General features: G+C 37.2%; 16 protein-coding genes, 1 pseudogene and 1 riboswitch. Of the genes and pseudogenes, 16 read left to right on the top strand and 1 reads right to left on the bottom strand.

The window, feature by feature from the left end; all coding sequences use genetic code 11:
- The first annotated feature begins 92 nt into the window (after positions 1-92).
- From AC27EF_RS11615 to AC27EF_RS11590, 6 genes and pseudogenes are all read left to right on the top strand, one after another.
- Positions 93-1,046 carry a HipA domain-containing protein gene (locus AC27EF_RS11615; RefSeq protein ID WP_487110942.1) on the top strand — a complete coding sequence of 318 codons (954 nt, stop codon included), beginning with the start codon at positions 93-95 and terminating at the stop codon, positions 1,044-1,046.
- A 643-nt stretch (positions 1,047-1,689) separates the two neighbouring features.
- Positions 1,690-2,532, top strand: coding sequence for a Fic/DOC family protein (locus AC27EF_RS11610; RefSeq protein WP_487110940.1), 843 nt, complete (start codon positions 1,690-1,692; stop codon positions 2,530-2,532).
- A gap of 513 nt (positions 2,533-3,045) precedes the next feature.
- Positions 3,046-3,288 (top strand): type II toxin-antitoxin system Phd/YefM family antitoxin, encoded by a 243-nt coding sequence (locus tag AC27EF_RS11605; protein ID WP_487110939.1) that lies wholly within the window; start codon positions 3,046-3,048, stop codon positions 3,286-3,288.
- Between the two features lie 62 nt (positions 3,289-3,350).
- Positions 3,351-3,434: pseudogene (locus tag AC27EF_RS11600) on the top strand (transposase); the annotation flags it as partial.
- Positions 3,435-5,054: 1,620 nt separating this feature from the next.
- Positions 5,055-5,747, top strand: a complete 693-nt coding sequence (locus AC27EF_RS11595) for a type III toxin-antitoxin system ToxN/AbiQ family toxin (protein WP_487110937.1) — start codon at positions 5,055-5,057, stop codon at positions 5,745-5,747.
- Positions 5,748-5,891: 144 nt separating this feature from the next.
- On the top strand, positions 5,892-6,500 hold the full coding sequence (locus AC27EF_RS11590; protein ID WP_487110936.1) for a recombinase family protein: 609 nt from the start codon (positions 5,892-5,894) through the stop codon (positions 6,498-6,500).
- Positions 6,501-6,539: 39 nt separating this feature from the next.
- Here AC27EF_RS11590 and AC27EF_RS11585 read toward each other — a convergent pair whose 3' ends face one another.
- On the bottom strand, positions 6,540-7,157 hold the full coding sequence (locus AC27EF_RS11585) for a hypothetical protein (RefSeq protein ID WP_487110934.1): 618 nt from the start codon (positions 7,155-7,157) through the stop codon (positions 6,540-6,542).
- A gap of 594 nt (positions 7,158-7,751) precedes the next feature.
- Here AC27EF_RS11585 and AC27EF_RS11580 point away from each other — a divergent pair.
- The 10 genes from AC27EF_RS11580 (at position 7,752) to AC27EF_RS11535 (ending at position 18,860) form a co-directional block, all read left to right on the top strand.
- Positions 7,752-7,889, top strand: coding sequence for a hypothetical protein (locus AC27EF_RS11580; protein WP_487110932.1), 138 nt, complete (start codon positions 7,752-7,754; stop codon positions 7,887-7,889).
- 11 nt (positions 7,890-7,900) lie between these two features.
- Complete coding sequence (locus AC27EF_RS11575) at positions 7,901-9,400, top strand: recombinase family protein (protein ID WP_487110931.1); 1,500 nt, start codon at positions 7,901-7,903, stop codon at positions 9,398-9,400.
- 14 nt (positions 9,401-9,414) lie between these two features.
- Positions 9,415-9,675: a polysaccharide deacetylase family protein gene (locus tag AC27EF_RS11570; RefSeq protein WP_487110929.1), complete on the top strand. Its 261-nt coding sequence runs from the start codon at positions 9,415-9,417 to the stop codon at positions 9,673-9,675.
- 93 nt (positions 9,676-9,768) lie between these two features.
- Positions 9,769-9,943, top strand: a riboswitch (cobalamin riboswitch).
- Between the two features lie 162 nt (positions 9,944-10,105).
- A complete protein-coding gene (locus AC27EF_RS11565) occupies positions 10,106-10,816 on the top strand; it encodes a DUF4430 domain-containing protein (protein WP_487110928.1) in 711 nt (236 codons plus the stop codon).
- Positions 10,817-11,656 carry an energy-coupling factor transporter transmembrane component T family protein gene (locus AC27EF_RS11560; protein ID WP_487110927.1) on the top strand — a complete coding sequence of 280 codons (840 nt, stop codon included), beginning with the start codon at positions 10,817-10,819 and terminating at the stop codon, positions 11,654-11,656.
- Positions 11,644-13,191 carry an ABC transporter ATP-binding protein gene (locus AC27EF_RS11555; protein ID WP_487110925.1) on the top strand — a complete coding sequence of 516 codons (1,548 nt, stop codon included), beginning with the start codon at positions 11,644-11,646 and terminating at the stop codon, positions 13,189-13,191. The genes AC27EF_RS11560 and AC27EF_RS11555 overlap by 13 nt, the downstream gene beginning before the upstream one ends.
- Positions 13,188-13,829 carry an ECF transporter S component gene (locus tag AC27EF_RS11550; protein ID WP_487110924.1) on the top strand — a complete coding sequence of 214 codons (642 nt, stop codon included), beginning with the start codon at positions 13,188-13,190 and terminating at the stop codon, positions 13,827-13,829. The genes AC27EF_RS11555 and AC27EF_RS11550 overlap by 4 nt, the downstream gene beginning before the upstream one ends.
- Complete coding sequence (locus AC27EF_RS11545) at positions 13,826-15,553, top strand: outer membrane protein assembly factor BamB family protein (protein ID WP_487110922.1); 1,728 nt, start codon at positions 13,826-13,828, stop codon at positions 15,551-15,553. Before AC27EF_RS11550 ends, AC27EF_RS11545 begins: the two co-directional genes overlap by 4 nt.
- Before the next feature lie 210 nt (positions 15,554-15,763).
- Entirely contained in the window at positions 15,764-17,881 is a 2,118-nt protein-coding gene (locus AC27EF_RS11540) for a glutamine synthetase III family protein (protein WP_487110921.1), read from the top strand.
- Between the two features lie 208 nt (positions 17,882-18,089).
- Positions 18,090-18,860: a polysaccharide deacetylase family protein gene (locus AC27EF_RS11535; protein WP_487110920.1), complete on the top strand. Its 771-nt coding sequence runs from the start codon at positions 18,090-18,092 to the stop codon at positions 18,858-18,860.
- The last annotated feature ends 35 nt before the right edge of the window (positions 18,861-18,895 follow it).

Genomic DNA, 18,895 nt, shown 5'->3' with positions numbered 1-18,895 from the left:
AGGAAGAACTTCGGACTCGGTGGGACCAAAGTAAAAAAGAGGAACTTCGGACCCGGCGGGACCGAAGTTATAAATAGATAGAGGAGGAAGAGATGATTCAGATCAGAGACTTAAATAAATATCAAAGAGACTTTACAACATATTATGGAGGAAAGAGTGGATCTAAATATGCAATCATCATAGACGGTGAAAGATGGATGATAAAATTTCCGGAAAATACAAAGCAATTTGAAGGAAAACATATTCTTTCTTACACGATGAGTCCGGTAAGCGAATATATAGGATCTCAGATTTATGCATCATTTGGCATTCCCGTACATGATACAATGTTAGGATATCGTGACGAAAAAATAGTTGTTGCCTGTAAAGATTTTGATCCAATGCATTGTTTGGTTGAATATGGACAAATCAAAAACTCATTAACTGAAATGGATGCTGATTTAGATAGTAGTTCTTCCAATCAACAGGGAGAATCCTTGAAAGACGTATTGACGGTTCTTAAAACTGCTCCTGTTTTTCTGAAAACACAAGGTGTTATGGAGCGATTTTGGGATATGTTTGTAATAGATGCTTTTATACGAAACGGAGATCGAAATAATGGGAACTGGGGCATTTTTATTAATGCAGATGGGTCGGGAAAATTAGCACCGGTTTATGACAATGGAAATAGTTTTTTCAATAAACGGAATCCATCAGTAGCAGAAAGGCGATTATCGAATCGAAAGGAAATTCAACAAGATACACTTGGAACAGGGACATCATTTTTTACCGAAAATAATGAAAAACATATTCATCCATTTCAGTATATGGAATCATTGCAAAATGAAGATTGTTCGGAGGCTGTCTTGAGATTTACAAAAAAGCTGGATATGCATAGGATTCATCAACTGATAGATGATATACCGGAAAAGGCATTTGGATTACCTGTCATAACAGAAGCACAAAAATTACATTTAAAAGCTGTATTACATGTAATGTTGAATGAAAGTATTTTGCCAACAGTTCAAAAAATTTGTGAGATTAGGGACAGGAAAGATAGAAGCTGATTGAAAATGAAGAATTGGAAATATAATTCTGAAAATAAAACTGTTGGAACAAAAGAATGGGAATGAAAAAAAGCGTTGGTGGCAGGTGTGGAAATCGGAAGAATAGGGAACACTTGAAATGCCGAAAGGCATATGCTATAATGTCAGTAGGCAAAAATGACAGAAGTGCTCATTGAGCGCACAAAAAACCCCAGAGGTCGCACCCTCTGGGGTTTTTCTATTCCGTTTTGGAGAGGGTGGCTTAATCCCTAGGCTGGCTACCGTTTACTCATCTCTGTCCAACCATTTGCAGATGTAGTAGGCGACTACACTTGCCAAAACAGAGAGAAAAAATGACAGAAATTTACTTACTAGCGCACACCCCCTTTCTCTACCTGTCTAGGGGTGGTAGCTTGTCCATTATAGCACAGTGGCAGAAATGCCACAATAAGCCATTTCCCCTTGTTTATTATCAGAGCCATAACTTTGGACCCGGCGGGACCAAAGTAAGAAAGAGGAACTTCGGACCCGGTGGGACCGAAGTAAAGAGGAGGAACTTCGGACCCGATGGGACCAAAGTAAGAAATGATACTAATTTTATGAGAAAAAGAAAAAATAAAATTTGAGGTTCTTACGTTATAATAAATAAAAGTTGGTGAAAACAATGAACTATTATACATCCTATACAAAAAATCAAGAAGAGACGAATATAGAAAAAAGAGAAAAATATTGGAAAATAGCCATAGGATTACAACAAGTAGATGATTTAAAACCATCTGGCTATCTTTTAAAATTATCCAAAGAAAATATTTATGGAAAGTTATCAAATAAAAAAATTGAAAAGTTATTGTATTCACATTATGAAAGCGAAACATCAGAAGCGTATAAAACCAGAAAAATGGAATGTGATTTAGTGTCAAATCGTATTGTACAGTTATTGCAGGATGATTCTTTTACTTTTAGTCCGGCAGCATTAAGATCCATTCACAGATATTTGTTTCGTGGAATTTATGATTTTGCAGGAGAATTCAGAACTTATAATATTAGTAAGGAAGAACCGATACTAAATGGTGCAACGGTAAATTATGCAAATTATTTTATGATTCAGGATACATTTCAATATGATTTTGAGGAAGAACGAAAATATGATTATCTTTCTTGTGATGAGTTTGAACTTGTGCAGCACATTGCAAAATTTACTTCTGCCATATGGCAGGTACATGCTTTTGGAGAAGGAAATACAAGAACAACGGCGGTATTTATAGAAAGATATCTAAATAGTATTGGTTTTCCTATTAATAATGATATGTTTCAAAAACATGCTCGATATTTTCGTAATGCTTTGTTACGTTCCAATTATGCGAATTATCCGAAAAATATTGGAATAGAATTTAAATATTTAGAGAAATTTTTTTATAATTTATTAATAGAAGAAAAATATGAATTGAAAAATAGAGAATTAATTGTGCCGAAATTATTTGCCGAAAACAATATAGAATCAGTATGAAAGAGACATGGAAAAAGTTAAGGAAAATGAATTATTAGAAATTAGGAACTTCGGTCCCGACGGGTCCGAAGTGGATCTGCAAGTGCAGATTTTCTTTTCAGTAACAAACACCGAACACGTCAGGGAGCGGTGTGAAAAATTTAAATTTCATTGAAATTTAAAGCAAGCATCCTATTTGTCCGACGGTTTCGGACAAATAGAGCTTGTTGGGGAGGTCCCCAATCCCCCTTTTATTTTTGGGAAGAATCCCAAACCCTCTTAGAAGCAGAACAGTATGAACTTCGGACCCGTCGGGTCCGAAGTTAGAAGATTCCGGTATATGATACATAGTAAAAATCGAAAATAAGGAGTGCTTATGATTACACAAATAAAACTATGGAGAACGTGTATCAAAATATATCGAAAAAAATAGATCTGGTCAGCAATAGCTTTTTACAAAATGAAAATAGGTTGTATTTATCCTAGATTATACATATAATAAAAAAAAGAATAAAAAACGAGGAGTGATATAATATGATGGTAGATACAGAAAACTTAGTATCAATTACGGAAGCAAATCAAAATTTTTCTAAAGTAGCAAAACTAGTTGATCAGAAAGGTTCTGTGGTTATTTTAAAAAATAATACACCACGTTATCTGGTAATAGAATTTGGGCAGGCAGAGAAAATGCAGGAAGCAAATGATGAAGATCTTTTAAATCTGTCAAAAAGAATGATTGAAAAAAATCGTAAACTATATGAGGAATTAGCAAAATGATTAGGTTAAGCAAACGACAAATAATTTTTTGGCATGATCAATTAACTGAAGAAACAGGAGGAATGTCAGGAATAAAAGAGGCCATTACTGCAGCATTTCCAACGACAGAACAGCAACGCTGTATTGTGTATATGGTCAGGAACACACCGCCTATCGTCAAGACTCATAATACACTTTTCGATTCTGCCCAGCTGGCTACTGGCATTCTCCGGTGACTGCAGTTCGTAGGCAATATATTCATAGATGTTACGGATATCATTATCTGCCTGATCTGTAATTTTGATAGTGTAAGTCATAGATCATAATCCTTACGGATGTCTGCATATTCTGCAAGGCAGACCAAAAGGAAACGGAGAGAAGTCGAAGATTGTCCAAGAATGGCAGCGTCAGCACCCGGACGGAAAGAAAGTGGACTGCATACGGGAGACAGGATTGAGCAAGCCCACCGTTTACAAGTGGTGGAAGTAGGGTATACTTGAAATGCCGAAAGGCATATGCTATAATGTCAGTAGGCAAAAATGATGAAAGTACTCATTGAGTACGCAAAAAGCCCCGGTGTTCCAGCACCGGGGCTTTTCTATTCCGTTTTGGAGAGGGTGGCGTAATCCCTAGGCTGACTACCGATTACTTCTTTCTGTCCAGCCATTTGCAAATGTAGTAGGCGATTACACTTGCCAAAACAGAGAGAAAAAATGATGAAAATTCACTCACTGAGTACGCACCCCCTTTCTCTACCTGTCTAGGGGCGGTAGCTTGTCAATTATATCACAGAGACAAAAATGCCACAATAAGCCATTTCCCCTTGGGTGCTAAAGAGCCATAAGGAAAAGGAGCGTCAGGCAGTCGGAACGACTGTGCATTTTACCCTTGACGCTCCTTTTCTGTTGGCTATAATCCCGGCAGGGGAAACGGCTGTCCGTCTGTTCCGTTACTTCCTGCTGTGCTTTATAATTTGTTCATCAAAACTTATCAAAATTCTTCTGCGTAGCTAAGCTGTCATATTTCACAGAATCATTTGCTTTCTCCGTCCAAATATCCATCATCATTCCAATCGTCAGATTTGAATTTCACGCTGATATTGCCGTTTTCGTAAACCTTGATGTGTTCTACAAGTTCAATCGGAATTACTTGTTACAAACTGCACACCGTCTTCGCTAGGCCTTTCTGTATTGGTATTATGCTTATAACTAGCTCGGTCAGCAGAAATAGAAGCAATATCTTCAGTATCGGTGTGAATTGTCTTTCTTGCTTTATTTTTTGTAAAGTTTACCTTCTGCTAATATCGAAAATGAGATAGCAGTATAGAAAGAGAAGAATATTTTCTTTTTAACTTCGGACCCGATGGGTCCGAAGTTGTCGGAATAATCGACAATGAATTTTTACCAAGAGTATGTAAGAATATTATCTACAAATATGGAGAATTTTATAGACTTTTTCTGAAAATGTGATATACTATTCACTAAGAGAGAGAATATCTTTCGGATTAGGAAAAGACATATCTAAGGATATGTAGGTCTGACAACAAGGAGATAAGTTGTAGTCTATATAGGGGACTTAATAATCCTATAAAAAGCGGTGTATTTTACCGTTAAGTGAGCAATGATAAAGATGGTGATGCTCTACCGTTAAGTGGGCAACGATAAAGATGGTGATGCTCTACCGTTAAGTGGGCAATGATAAAGATGGTGATGCTCTACCGTTAAGTGGGCAACGATAAAGTCTAAAGGGAAGGTTTCTTCCCTTTTTTTGTGCAAAGGATAAAAACTATGTTTTTTGAAAACTTTAGATTTGTAAAAATCTCACTTGAATATTTAGAAAAATTATATGAAGTTGACACAGAAGTATTTTTTGATAGAAATAGTAATTATGAAAATAAACCACATTTGGGAATTTTGTTAAATAATGAAGGAATGGAATATGTTATTCCATTGACGTCAGCTAAAAATAAACATAGAAAATGGCATAATGTAACAGATACAAATTACCTGATATATGAGTATATCAATAAAAAAGCAATTAGAGATAATGATATTTTCGTTTTTCAAAATAAGACCAAAGTAAAACGAATATTAGCAGTTTTAGAAATTAAAAAAATGATTCCAGTAAAACAAGGGTTATATGAGGAAATAGATATTGATGCAATACAGGATGTAGCTTACAAAAAACTATTAGAAAAAGAAGTTCGTTTTTGTAGAAGTAAGAGGCAAGGCATTCTAGAGCGGGCTGACAAAATATATGAGGAGCAAATGACAAAAAAATTTGTTAAGCCATTTCATTGTAATTTTGAAACACTTGAAGCTGTTTGTAAAACGTATGTTGTCGAAAAAACGAGAAATAAAATTTCGGAAGAGGTTGCAGCGACTTTAGAGCATCCTGTTATTTTAGAAAATTTAGATATTGGTTTAGAACAACAGCATAGTAGTTTAAACCAAGGAATTGAAAATGAGGTAGAACTATAGAATAAGAAAAAATTTTTTTTAACTTCGGACCCGGCGGGACCGAAGTTATTTTAATTATTCTAATAAAATGCTTTTGGACTATGTTGTATCAAAGAGAATCCTTCAAAATAGAATTGTGAATTTATTTAATTTTGGAGGTAGAGTATGAATAACGAAAAGGAAAAAAGATATGGGTATATTCGTGTATCCAGTCAGGATCAAAATGAAGCAAGACAAGTGGTTGCATTAGAAGAATTGGGGATTTCTAAAAATAAAATTTATATGGATAAATCATCCGGAAAAGATTTTAATCGGAAATCATATCAACGTCTTCTAAAACGATTGAATGAAGATACGGTTTTGTTTGTAAAATCAATTGATCGGTTGGGAAGGAATTATGAAGAAATTATAGAACAATGGAGAATTATTACAAAAGTTAAAAAAGTGGATATTGTGGTACTGGATATGCCTCTTTTGGATACTCGAAGGGAAAAGAATCTAATGGGTACATTTATTGCAGATATTGTGTTGCAGATTTTATCTTATGTTGCACAAACCGAACGAGAAAATATTAAACAGAGACAGGCAGAAGGAATTGCAGCTGCGAAAGCGAGAGGGGTAAAATTTGGAAGACCTAAAAGAGCTGTACCAGATAATTTTTATGAGATTGTCCGATTATGGGAAGATAAAAAAATCAGTGTGAAAGAAGCAGCCAAACAATGTAACATGCCGAAATCAACTTTTTTTGACAAAGCAAAAGAGTTGAGGAAATAATAAATAAGATCCTATATGAATTTTCATATAGGATCTTATTTATCTGCGGTAACTTTTTATCTTTCCGTTTTTGGAATTAAATTTTATCCAAAAATGTTTATTTATATCTAATTCTCCGGCACGTGGACTAGATTCATAGTAAACGGTTAGAATTCCTTTTTTGTATTTTGCACCATAAGCATTACTTAAACCAAGATGTTTTATGTTTTTACGCCATTGGATACGCCCTTTTTTATCTAACTTGTAAACCGTATTATAGAAGTAACCGGTAAGATATATATTATCTTTGGAATCGAATGCAAAGGAATGACCGGCACCGATTTTTAACTTAATTTGTTTTAATTTTTTACCGGAGGACAGTCGAAAAATTTTCAATTTTTTGCCATCAAAAAGATAAACTTGATTTTTCCTTTTTTTATATGTCACTTGGGACACTTGGGCGCCAATATGTTTATCAGACTTACGAGTCCAAACTTTTTTTCCCTTTTTTGTATAACCTGTAAGTACAATATAAAATTTTCCGCTTTTTGTACTTTTAGATTTCGCTTTGACTTTGACAGCTTTTGCAGCCGAAACATCCACGGTGGTTTTTGGCAGCATTGAAAAACAGCCAACACTTAATAAAAAGATAGTAACAATAATTCTGATTTGTTTCATACTTTTCCTCCAATAATCATTGCTGTAGTCCGAAAATGCGTACTCTTTCGGACTTGTTTTCTATACTTAAAATATCATAGAATTAGTAAAAAATCAATAGTATTTTAATGGTTTAAAAAAGTACACTTTTTTGGACGATATTGTTTTTTGCGCACATTGACAATTGAATTATTATATATAGTACGTTCCCGAAGCAGAGAGCTGAATGATTCCTCGCCTTGACTCGTCGTGAGATGCCAGCGATAAAAGGAAGAACATTAAACCAGACGCAGCACAGCTCTGGTGCGATGACCTGAATTGAGGGGTATAATGATACTTAGGTGTGGCTGTTTTGTACAGGCATCTCTCCCGATCAGTATCGGCAGATCTAAACGCAAAGATTTTTAGATATGACAGGAATGGTAAGCCTGGCTATATATAATACAAAACTGTTGTTAAGAAAAGAAAGAGAATATAAAAACTGTTAGTTTTCTTTTCTTAGCAACCGGTTGTGCTATCGACCTTAAACGGGCATATAAAAACAAAAATTTAAAGTCATAAGAGAGGAAAAACAGAAATATCATGAAATAAAGAAGTGAAAGGATTGTGATGAATATGAGCAAATTAGAAGTTAAAAATCATTTTCCTAAATATAAGAATAAAAAAGAAATGGAAGAAAAAAGAAGGCAGGGGTACTTGATTTTAATTCGTGAACTGAATCATAAAGATAATATCTATTATAAATCAAAATAGGGAGTTTTCATATGGATGCCATTTATGCAAGACAATCGATAGATAAAAAGGACAGTATTTCAATTGAAACTCAGATTAATTTTGGAATAAGAGAGTCAAATGCACCAGATGGATATAAGATTTTTAAAGACAAAGGCTTTAGTGGAAAGAATACAAAACGCCCTGATTTTCAAAGAATGATCCAGGAGGTCAAAAATGGTAAAATCAGAAAAATAATTGTATATAAAATGGATCGGTTTAGCCGATCTATTTTAGATTTTGCAGAAAATTGGAGTATCCTACAACACTATGGTGTAGAATTTGTGTCAATTAATGAAAAGTTTGATACAGCAACACCCATGGGACGTGCAATGTTATTTATTATTATGGTATTTGCACAATTGGAAAGGGAAACGATTGTTGAGCGATGCACAGATAATTACTATCAAAGAATAAAAAATGGAGTATGGCCGGGAGGACCGGCGCCTTTTGGATTTCAAAATAGTGAAGAATATCTTAATGGAAAGAAACATCCAACCATAGTCCCGGATAGTGATTTACACATTATGATTGAAAATTTTAAAGAATATGCAAAGGATGAAATGTCATTGGGAAAGCTGGCCAAAATGCGCATTGCTCAAAAAGTAGAGACAAATCAAAAGATTGTTTGGAATAATATTTCATTATCCAGATTGTTTCGCAGTCCGGTTTATGTGAAAGCAGATATTTTAGTATATATGTATTTGAAGGAGAAAGGTTTTAAATTCAGTAACCCTGTGGAAGAATGGGATGGTACAAAGGCAGCACATGTTGTAGGAAAAAAGCAATATGTATCAGATGGAGGATTTCGTACAAACTCAAAACCGGCGAATCAAACCGTTTCATTATTAAATATTCCAGGAGTGATTGATAGTTCGCTTTGGTTAAAATGCAACCGGAAGTTAGATAAGAATGGACAGATCAAAAATTCTGGTACAGGAAAACATACATGGCTGACAGGATTAGCGAAATGTGGGTATTGTGGTTATTCTATTACAATTGGAACTTATTTTAGAAAGTCAGATCAGTCAAAGATTAAATTTATGAGGTGTTCCGGACATACAAATTTGGGTTGTTGTGAAATAAAAAGGTTTCCAATGGAGATAGAAGAAGTCGAAACATTGGTACAAAAAGAAATAGAAAAGATCATTGAAACAGCCAATAAGGAGGAAATGGAGGAAGTTGGAGACTTCTCAGATGAGGAAAAGAAAATTCAGATTGTGAAAATAGAAGAAAAAATTGATCGCCTAATACAAGCTATTGGTGAAGCTACTTCGACAACAATGAAATACATAAATGAAGAAATTGAAAAATTGGATCAAAAAAAGAAAGGGTTATTAGGATTATTAGAAAATCAAGATACAGTAAGAAAAAAAGTTGAACCGATTGTATTTGAGAAATTGGACTTTAAAGATAAGAAGAAAGTAGCCCAAAACTATATAAATAGAGTAGAAATTTTCAATGATAAAATCGAGATTATATGGAAAATTTAATCAGCAGAAAGTTTTTGAAAGCTGTATGGTTACTGGACAGTCTGGACTGGATGGATCTTGGAACACAAAAGATTATTGATAAAGTTTGTGAGCACAAAGCGCTGGAGCCCGGGGGAATTATTTTAATGCACACAGGAACCAAATACACAAAGGAAGCGCTTCGACCGATCATTCGCAATTTAAAAAAGAAAGGATATCGGTTTGTTCCGGTATCGAAGATGATTTATCGAAAAAATTATCGGATGGACCCGGCGGGAAAACAAATTAAGTATTGACAGAAAGAGAAAAGTTTTGAATAATAATAGTTAACATATGAAAAAAGCATAATTTTATGGTTATCTGACAGATATATGGAGGAAGCGAAATCAGCGAAGTACGTTTCCGGGGATTGTCTGAATCAGATATGAAATTGGAATCAGGTGCAAGTCCTGAGCGGTCCCGCCGCCGTAATGAGGAGTTGAGGCAAGCATACCACTGGGAAACCGGGAAGGTGCCAAGACGTTGAATCAGAGCCGGAATACTTGCCATAATCTAAGGATATACTCTGCGGTCGACGGAGTCGTTCTCAAGATGTACAGATTCATTATTTCCAAGGAAATATTTTGCGGAATGTTAGAAAGAGTCGGTTTTAAGACTCTTTCTTCTGGTATCTGAAAAAGAGTAGATCCTTTTATGCCGATGGAAAAGTGGGAGGATCTATTTTTTATGAAAAAAATCAGGATAAGTTTATTAACAGCAGTTTTAGCGATTTTATTGACTGCCTGTGCCAATGGTCAGGAAAATGAGCAAACGAAAAAAACAGACCTTAATGTTGCTGAAACTTCCTCTGAAAAAGGGCAGCAGAAAGACAACGCAAAAATAACTAAAGAAACTTTAAAAGACAAATCTAAGAAGAACAAAGAGACAAAACAAAAAGAAAAGAAGTCTTCTGAAGAGAAGTCCGCACAGACCAAGAAAACAGCTAAAAAGAAGAACGCAAGTTCTGTAAAAAAGAGAAAGAAAACAACGACCCAATCCGAAAAGAAGCAAACAAATGCGGCTGACAAGGAGATAAAAAAAGAATCGAAGGAGAAAAACTGTAGTTTTTTGATTAGCTGTAAAACGGTATTGAAGCATAAAGATGACCTCCAATCCAATTATCGCGTGCCGTCCAATGGGGAGATTTACAGGAAAACGATCAAAATACAGGACGGGGAGACTGTGATGGATGTGCTAAAGAAGACAGGAGTGGATTTTGACAGCTCAAAAGGTTATGTTTCAGGGATTGACGGACTCTATGAATTTGACTGCGGAAAAAACAGCGGCTGGATGTATAAAGTGAATGGAACGTTTCCCAATGTTGCTGCCGGAGATTATCTGTTATCGGACGGAGATAGAGTCGAATGGCTGTACACCTGCGTTCGGGGAGACATATAAATGTACTTAAAAGCTTTCCGGAGAATGCATCCTCTTGTGATATTGTCCTATTTTTTGGCAGTTTTTGTGACCGTAATCGGAAGTAAACATCCATGGATGACAGGAATTCAGGCGGTAAGTTTGATTGGAATGTATTTCTATCATGAGAGGAAGTTTCAGAAAATTGTACCATTTCTGCTGCTGGCGATTCTTGTATCGGTGACCAATCCTTTGTTGGTACAGCGGGGAGCAACGATCCTGTGGCAGAACGGAGAAATCCGGATGACAAAAGAAGCCTTGTTTTATGGAATATGGTACGGATGTCTTTTGATGAATGTATGTTTCGCTTTTTCTCTGTTCCAGCGGTATTTTCAACGAGAACACTGGGTATATCTTTCGGGGACGCTGTTTCCGAAACTGGGGGTGATGTTTTCAATGGCATTAGCTCTGGTTCCCCGTTACCAAAAGCAGGCGGAAAAAATGACAGAAGTCAGAAAGAAATTGAAAAAGGAATCTCCGCTAAGGCGCGCGGTCCATGTGTTTTCTATGGAGACAACATGGGCATTTGAGATGTCTGTGGACCAGCTGGATTCTATGAATGCCAGAGGATACGGTGTTGGAAAGAGAACCCATTTTCATTTGTTTTCGTGGGACAAGGCAGACCTTATGCACATGGCAGAAATCTGGCTTTTATTTCTATTGAATTGTTACAGCAGAAGTTCTTTTTATTCCAGATTCTTTTTTTATCCAATGATAATCTGGAATTCTCTAACTTTGAGGGATGTGGTGTGGATGTTATGTATGGCGGCTCAAATCCTGCTGCCGTTTTGTTGGAAGGAGCGGTATGTATGTTTGAAATAGATAATTTGACATTTCGGTATCCGTTATCAGATCAATCCAATTTGCAAAAGATTTCTCTTAATATTAGGAAAGGGGACTTTGTTCTCATCGGAGGAAAAAGCGGAAGTGGGAAAACAACGCTTCTTCGACATTTAAAAAAGGAACTGATGCCTGTGGGAAAGCGAAAAGGAAAAATTTTTTACAAAGGTAAGCCGATTCAAACTCTGGAGGGAAGAAAATCTGCGGCAGAAATCGGCTATCTTTTTCAAGATCCGTCCAGCCAGCTTGTGATGGACACCGTATGGCACGAAATTGCTTTTGGATTGGAGAATCTGGGAGTATCCTATGAAAAAATGAAAAGGACCGTTGCAGAAATTGTCAATTATTTTAATTTGCAGGAGATCTATGACTGTCCGCCACAGGAACTTTCGGGGGGGCAAAAACAAATGGTCAATCTTGCGGCAATTACGGCGATGCATCCCAAGGTTCTGCTTCTTGATGAACCTACGGCGCAGTTGGATTCGGCGTCTAAAAGCAAATTTCTTTCGATGCTTCAAAAATTGCAGAAGGAGTTTGATATGACAATCATTTTTTCTTCCCACGATTTGGAAGATGTGATGGAGATGGCAGATCAGTGCGTGTTTATGGAGAAGGGAGAAATTGCAGCCTGTGGAACGGTCAGGGAATCCGTACATCACTTAACAAAGCATTGCGGGGAACTGTGTCAGACACTTCCGGAAATTCTCAGGCTGTCACAAACATTTCAAATAGAGCCCACGTTTTGTATGGCAGAAGTGAGAGATAAAATAGAGCACTGCCAATATGAAATTGTAAGAGAGAAAAAGAAACCTTTTCAGCCGATAATGAAGCTTTCTCACTTATATGTAGGATATGACTCCAATATGGTTTTGAAAAATTTGTCATTTCAGCTGGGAGAAGGAGAAATTTTTTCGGTGGTGGGAGCCAATGGAAGCGGTAAATCAACGCTGCTCTCTTGCATTGCCGGAAACATAAAGTTTGACGGTCAGATTGAGTGCGCCAGGAAAATCGTATATCTTCCACAAGACCCGACTGTTTTATTTATGAAAGATTGTCTGGAAGAGGATTTAATGGATATGGCTGAGGCGGATCCGCAATTGCTGGAAGAATTGCTTTGTATGTCCGATCTGGAAAAGGAAAGGAAAACACACCCTTATGATTTAAGTGGCGGGCAAAAGCAAATGGCAGCTTTGGTGAAGCTGCTTTTGGTGAAACCGGAAATTTTGCTGCTGGATGAGCCGACAAAAGGGGTGGACCGGATTCATTCCAGAAGGTTCGGGCATTTTTTGAAGAACCTGTCTCAAAAGGGAATGACGATTTTGATGGCTTCGCATGATTTAGAATTTTGTGCAGAATTTGCAGATTGTGCAGGTATGATGTTTGATGGAAAAATAGAGGGGATTGCGGATGTGGAGGAATTTTTTTCTGATAATTATTTTTATACCACAACATCAGCAAAAATTACAAGCCAGCAAAAACAAAGGATTCTTTTGCCGGAGAGAGTGAGGTGTCTGTGAACTTTTTTATGATCGTTTTAGCGGCAATTTCCTGTATTCCCTACTATTGGAAATATGAAAAGCGTCGGCCAAGGACTAGAGAAAGTGTTGTTGTGGCAGTGATGATTGCGTTGATTGTAGTTTCCAGAACGATTTTTGCCTTGACACCGGGGTGGAAACCGGTCAGCGCTATGATTATAATTTTCGGGATGGCATTTGGAAGAGAATCAGGATTTTTATGTGGCTCTCTTGGGGCTTTTGTATCCAATTTTTTCTTTGGGCAGGGACCTTGGACGCCGTTTCAGATGATTGCCTGGGGGAGTATTGGCTGGATTTCCGGATGGCTGAATCAAAAAAAATTATTAGAACAGCATCGGCTGTGTTTGATGCTATACGGAGTGTTTGCCGGAATTTTGTTTTCGGCAGTCATGGATGTATGGACGGTTTTAGCTGCCGGAGATGGATTTTTCTGGAAACGGTATATGTTGGTTCTAGGAACATCCATCCCGGTAACTTTAGAATACTGTATTTCAAATATGGTTTTCTTATGGGTCCTGACTCCTGTTTTTATAAAAAAATTAAACAGAGTAAAATATAAATATGGTTTTTTTAAGGAAGAAAAATATAACACAATAAGTATAAAAAGGAGAAATTTATGAAAAAAAAGAAGTATGCAGCGTTTTTTTTGACACTGATTATGACAGTGGCATTTCCGACAGTGGCAAGAGCAGAAGTAGTTACTGTACAGCCGGCAAAAGACAGCAGCGAAGCAAAATTAAACTGGAGTGTTAAGATCGGAGGCGGATGGGATACCTTATCTGAAATCAAAATGGTCGGTTCTTACATTTATGCAGCAGATAACCATAGTCAGAGAATTGTAAAAATTGATAAGAAAACAGGAAAAATTGTAAAAGAAACCAAGTATTCAGAATCAATGTATTATATAGCGGATCTTGGCTATGGCGACGGAAAAATTTTTGTTGGTTATGACAGTGGAAAAATTCAGGCATTTGATGCTCAGACTTTAAAATCTCTTTGGATCAGTGAAAGTGCAGACCATGAAATCAGTTCCAGATTGTTGTATTCAGATGGGGAACTTTATGTGGGAACCGGGGGTCCGTCGTCTCCGGGCAGCTACTATAGGATAACAACAAAAGATGATGATCCGTCAAAAGAAAATGAAGAAAAATCGATCACTAAAATTACCACATCAAAGAGCGGGAATTTTTACTGGAATCAGGGGGTTGTTCTTGGAAATTATCTTTTAATATCTGATAGTGCCGGAAATTTGATGAGTTTTGATCGAACACGGGGGTATCGGCAGGCAGGGAGCAAAAAACTCTTGGGAAACTTTAGCGGCGGTATTGCCTGCAATCGGACGAGCAATACCATTTATCTGGCAGATCAATCTGCTAATTTCTATGGAATTAAAGTAAAGCAGGACGGAACCATGGAAACTGTATCAACGATTTCTCTAAAAAACGGCGGATATGTGGCAGGTTCACCGGAATATGCAGACGGAAAGGTATATATTTCGGGAAGGGTGGGAGATTATGGCTCCAAAGGCTTTTTGTCGGTTGTGAATGTAGCTTCCAACCAATATAAAATCAGCAGCATGATAGAACTTCCGGAAAACTCTCAGTCCGTACCGATAGTTGCCAAGTCAAATGTATACATTACAGTCAATACAATGCCGGGCGGTTTATACGCTGTGAATACGGCAAAGGACGGAACATCAGCGCGTCTTCATACGGTCTATGAACCAACATCGGATGAGACAAAAAATTATTGTATGAGCACTCCGGCAGTGGATGAAGACGGAACTTTATTTTACACCAATGATTCTAAATATTTGTTTGCCGTCGGCAAAAAAAATACGGCATCTGTTCAAAAGCCGATTACCTACAAGAAAAGCTCTGTTAGAAAAATAAAGCTTTCCTGGAAGAAAAAGAAAAAAGCAAAAGGCTATGTGATCTATGTGAAAGCAGGAAAAGGAAAGTATAAAAGATTAACAACTGTTGGAAAGGTTTCTTCTAAGACGATTACGGTAAGATCCGGTGCTTCTTATAAATTTAAGGTAAAACCTTACCGCAATGGAACGAAGGGAAGAAAATACTATAAAGTCCGCCAGGTAAAGGCAAAAAACGGTAAGAAAACAGTTAAGGTGAAATACGGCAATGTGGCGGGATATGAATCCTATCAGCTGGAAGTAAAGCGCGGCAGAGGAAACTATCGGAGGGTAAAAAGCTATCAAAAAGGTGGAACCATAACGTATACCTTGAGGAATGCCAGAGTGGGAACGTCGTATCAATTCCGACTGAAAGGGAGCAAAACAGTCAAAGGAAAGAAAAATTATGTCCTTTTGAAAGTCAAAAATGTATAACGTATAAAATAAAATACAAAAAATATCTTGATTTTAAAAGAAATTCGTTGTATTCTATATGCAGCGAAGTTACTGACGAGGGCGTCAAACAATGAATAAATTATTGTTTGCCGCCCCCTTTTTTATAATATTAGGAAAGTTCTGACTTTCCTATATTATAAACGCTCATCTTGTTTTGTCTGAAATGTGTAGAAGAGAAAGGAAGAACCTATGAAGGAAAAAATTAACGTATCAGAAATTTTCGGATCAAATGTATTTAATGACGGTGTTATGAAAGCACGTCTTCCAAAAGCGGTTTACAAAGATCTGAAAAAAACCATTGAAGAAGGGACAGAATTGAACCCTGCGATTGCGGATGTGGTCGCAAATGAGATGAAGGAATGGGCGATCGAGAAAGGTGCGACACATTACACGCATTGGTTTCAACCATTAACTGGGGTGACAGCTGAAAAACATGATGCTTTTATTAACCCGACGGATGACGGAAAAGTTTTATTGGAATTTTCCGGAAAAGAATTGATCAAAGGAGAACCGGACGCATCTTCTTTTCCTTCTGGAGGTTTGAGGGCAACGTTTGAGGCAAGAGGATATACAGCGTGGGATTGTACATCTCCGGCTTTTATTAAGGAGACGCCGGATTCCTGTATTTTATGTATACCAACAGCATTTTGTTCCTATACAGGTGAGGCACTGGATAAAAAGACACCGCTGCTTCGTTCCATGCAGGCTCTTGACATTCAGGCAACTCGGCTGTTAAGGCTGCTGGGAAATGAAAATGTAACCAAAGTAAATACTTCCGTTGGACCGGAGCAGGAATATTTCCTGGTGGATGAGGAAAAATATAAACAGAGAAAAGATTTAATCTTTACCGGACGTACCTTGTTTGGGGCAATGCCGCCGAAAGGTCAGGAGATGGATGATCACTATTTTGGAATTATTAAACCGAGAATTGAAGGGTTTATGAAAGACCTGAATATTGAAACATGGAAACTCGGCATTAGCGCAAAGACAGAGCATAATGAAGTTGCACCGGCACAGCATGAGTTGGCGCCAATTTATAATTCCAATAATGTGGCAACGGATCATAACCAGTTGTTAATGGAAACGATGAGACGTGTGGCAAGACGTCATGGATTGAAGTGCCTGCTTCATGAAAAACCATTCGCAGGCATTAACGGCTCCGGAAAGCATAACAACTGGTCAATGGTAACCAATGAAGGAAAAAATCTTTTGGATCCGGGGAAAACCCCTCATGAAAATCAGCAATTCTTATTGTTTTTGGCTGCGATCATTACCGCAGTGGATAAGCATGCGGATCTTCTTAGAATGTCTGCGTCAACTCCGGGAAATGATCACAGACTAGGTGCAAATGAAGCGCCTCCTGCAATTATATCTATTTTCCTGGGAGATCAGTTGGAAGATGTGGTAAAACAGCTGGTAACAAGAGGAGAAGCGACCAAATCCAAGCATGGAGATAAATTGGTATCCGGAGTTCATTCTCTTCCGGAGTTTGAAAAGGATGCTACAGATCGCAACCGTACTTCTCCATTTGCCTTTACAGGAAATAAATTTGAATTCCGTATGGTAGGTTCTACACAGTCTATTTCTGATCCCAATGTTGTATTAAATACCATTGTGGCAGACGTAATTTCGGATATTTGTGAAAGGTTAGAAAAAATAGAGGGCGATGTGGATGATATTGCAATGGCTGCCCATGAGCTGACAAAAGAGCTGCTGACAGAGCATCAGAGAATTATTTTCAATGGCGATGGATATGCAAACGCATGGGTAGAGGAAGCAAAAAGACGGGGACTTCCGAATCTAAGATCCATGGTAGATGCAATTCCGACGCTGGTGACGGAAAAATCTGTGAAAATGTTTGAAAAATTTGGCGTTTTTACAAAGGCTGAATTGGAATCTCGTGTGGAAATTTTATTTGAGCAGTATTCTCAGACATTAAATATTGAGGCTCTGGCTACTTTGGATATTGCAAAGAAACAGATTGTACCTGCGGTGATGAAATATCAGAAAAAGCTGGCAGACGGCGTATCAGAACTGAAGGCAATCGGAATTGACAGTTCTGTTCAGGAAACGCTTCTTAAGGAAATTACACAAAACTTAAAAGCAATGTTTGCGGCGATTGGTACTCTGGAGACGGATCTTCCAAAAGCACAGGGATTGGAAAGCCAAGAGCAGGCTCGTTTCTATCATGATATTATTTTTGCAGATATGAATGCGGTTCGTGAGCCGGCGGATAAATTGGAAATGCTGGTTGCAAAAGAGGATTGGCCAATGCCGAGCTACGGTGATTTAATTTTTGAAGTTTAAAATCTTCCCAAAATATTTCTAAACAGATTCATGAAAAAGCCAAAAGAAATTGTTTTCATTTCTTTTGGCTTTTTCGTTATAAGCAGATGAACCGGATTTGTCCTTTTTTTGTTAAAGTAAAAGATACCAGAATAATATTTGGCTTCTTTCATATCCTAACAGTAGTTATGTTGGTGAAACATCATTTTTTTAGGAAATGAGGGAGAACATGAAGAAAAAAATATTAGGTTATACGGTGATTCTTTTGTTGGGAATAGGTTTTTTTATGCAGGTAAACAGTCAGAGAGCTGATTTATTAAAGATTGCCAGTCAGCAGGAAGGAGAAGGCGGTCTGTTGGAAAGCAGTGCGGTTCAGGGAAAAAAAGTCTATCTGACATTTGATGACGGTCCTTCGGATCAGACCGGAAAAATCCTTGATATTTTAAAAAAGAATCAAGTGAAAGCCACATTTTTTGTGGTTGGGAAAAAAACAGAATTCGCAAAAAAAATGTATCAAAGAATTGTATTGGAGGGTCATACGCTGGGAATGCATTCTTACAGTCATAACTATGATCAGATCTATTCTTCTGTGGATGCCTTTGGCAGGGATTTAAAAGCTCTTCAGAAATATTTATACGAAATGACAGAGGTAAAACCATTTATTTACCGTTTTCCAGGGGGAAGCAGCAATCAATGTGTGAAGGATATTATGCCTTATATTCAATTTGTTAATCGTCAGGGATGGCTTTATTTTGACTGGAATGCTTTGAGCGGAGATGCCCTTGATTTTCAGGTTTCAGCAGAACAGCTCAATGCAAATATTTTGAAGGATGTTCGTAGACAAAAGGTCAGCGTTGTATTGATGCATGATCTTCATGAGGCGAAAAATACGGTGAAGGGGCTGGATTCATTAATTAAAACATTGAAAAAAGAAGGATATCAGATTTTGCCGATTACAAAAAATACAAAACAGATTCATCATGTATCCATTGACAAGTGATAACCGGTAACGTAAAATAATTCCGTATTGGAGAT

The organism is Anaerostipes stercorihominis (assembly GCF_057535655.1).
This window is presented reverse-complemented; position numbering and strand designations above follow the sequence as displayed.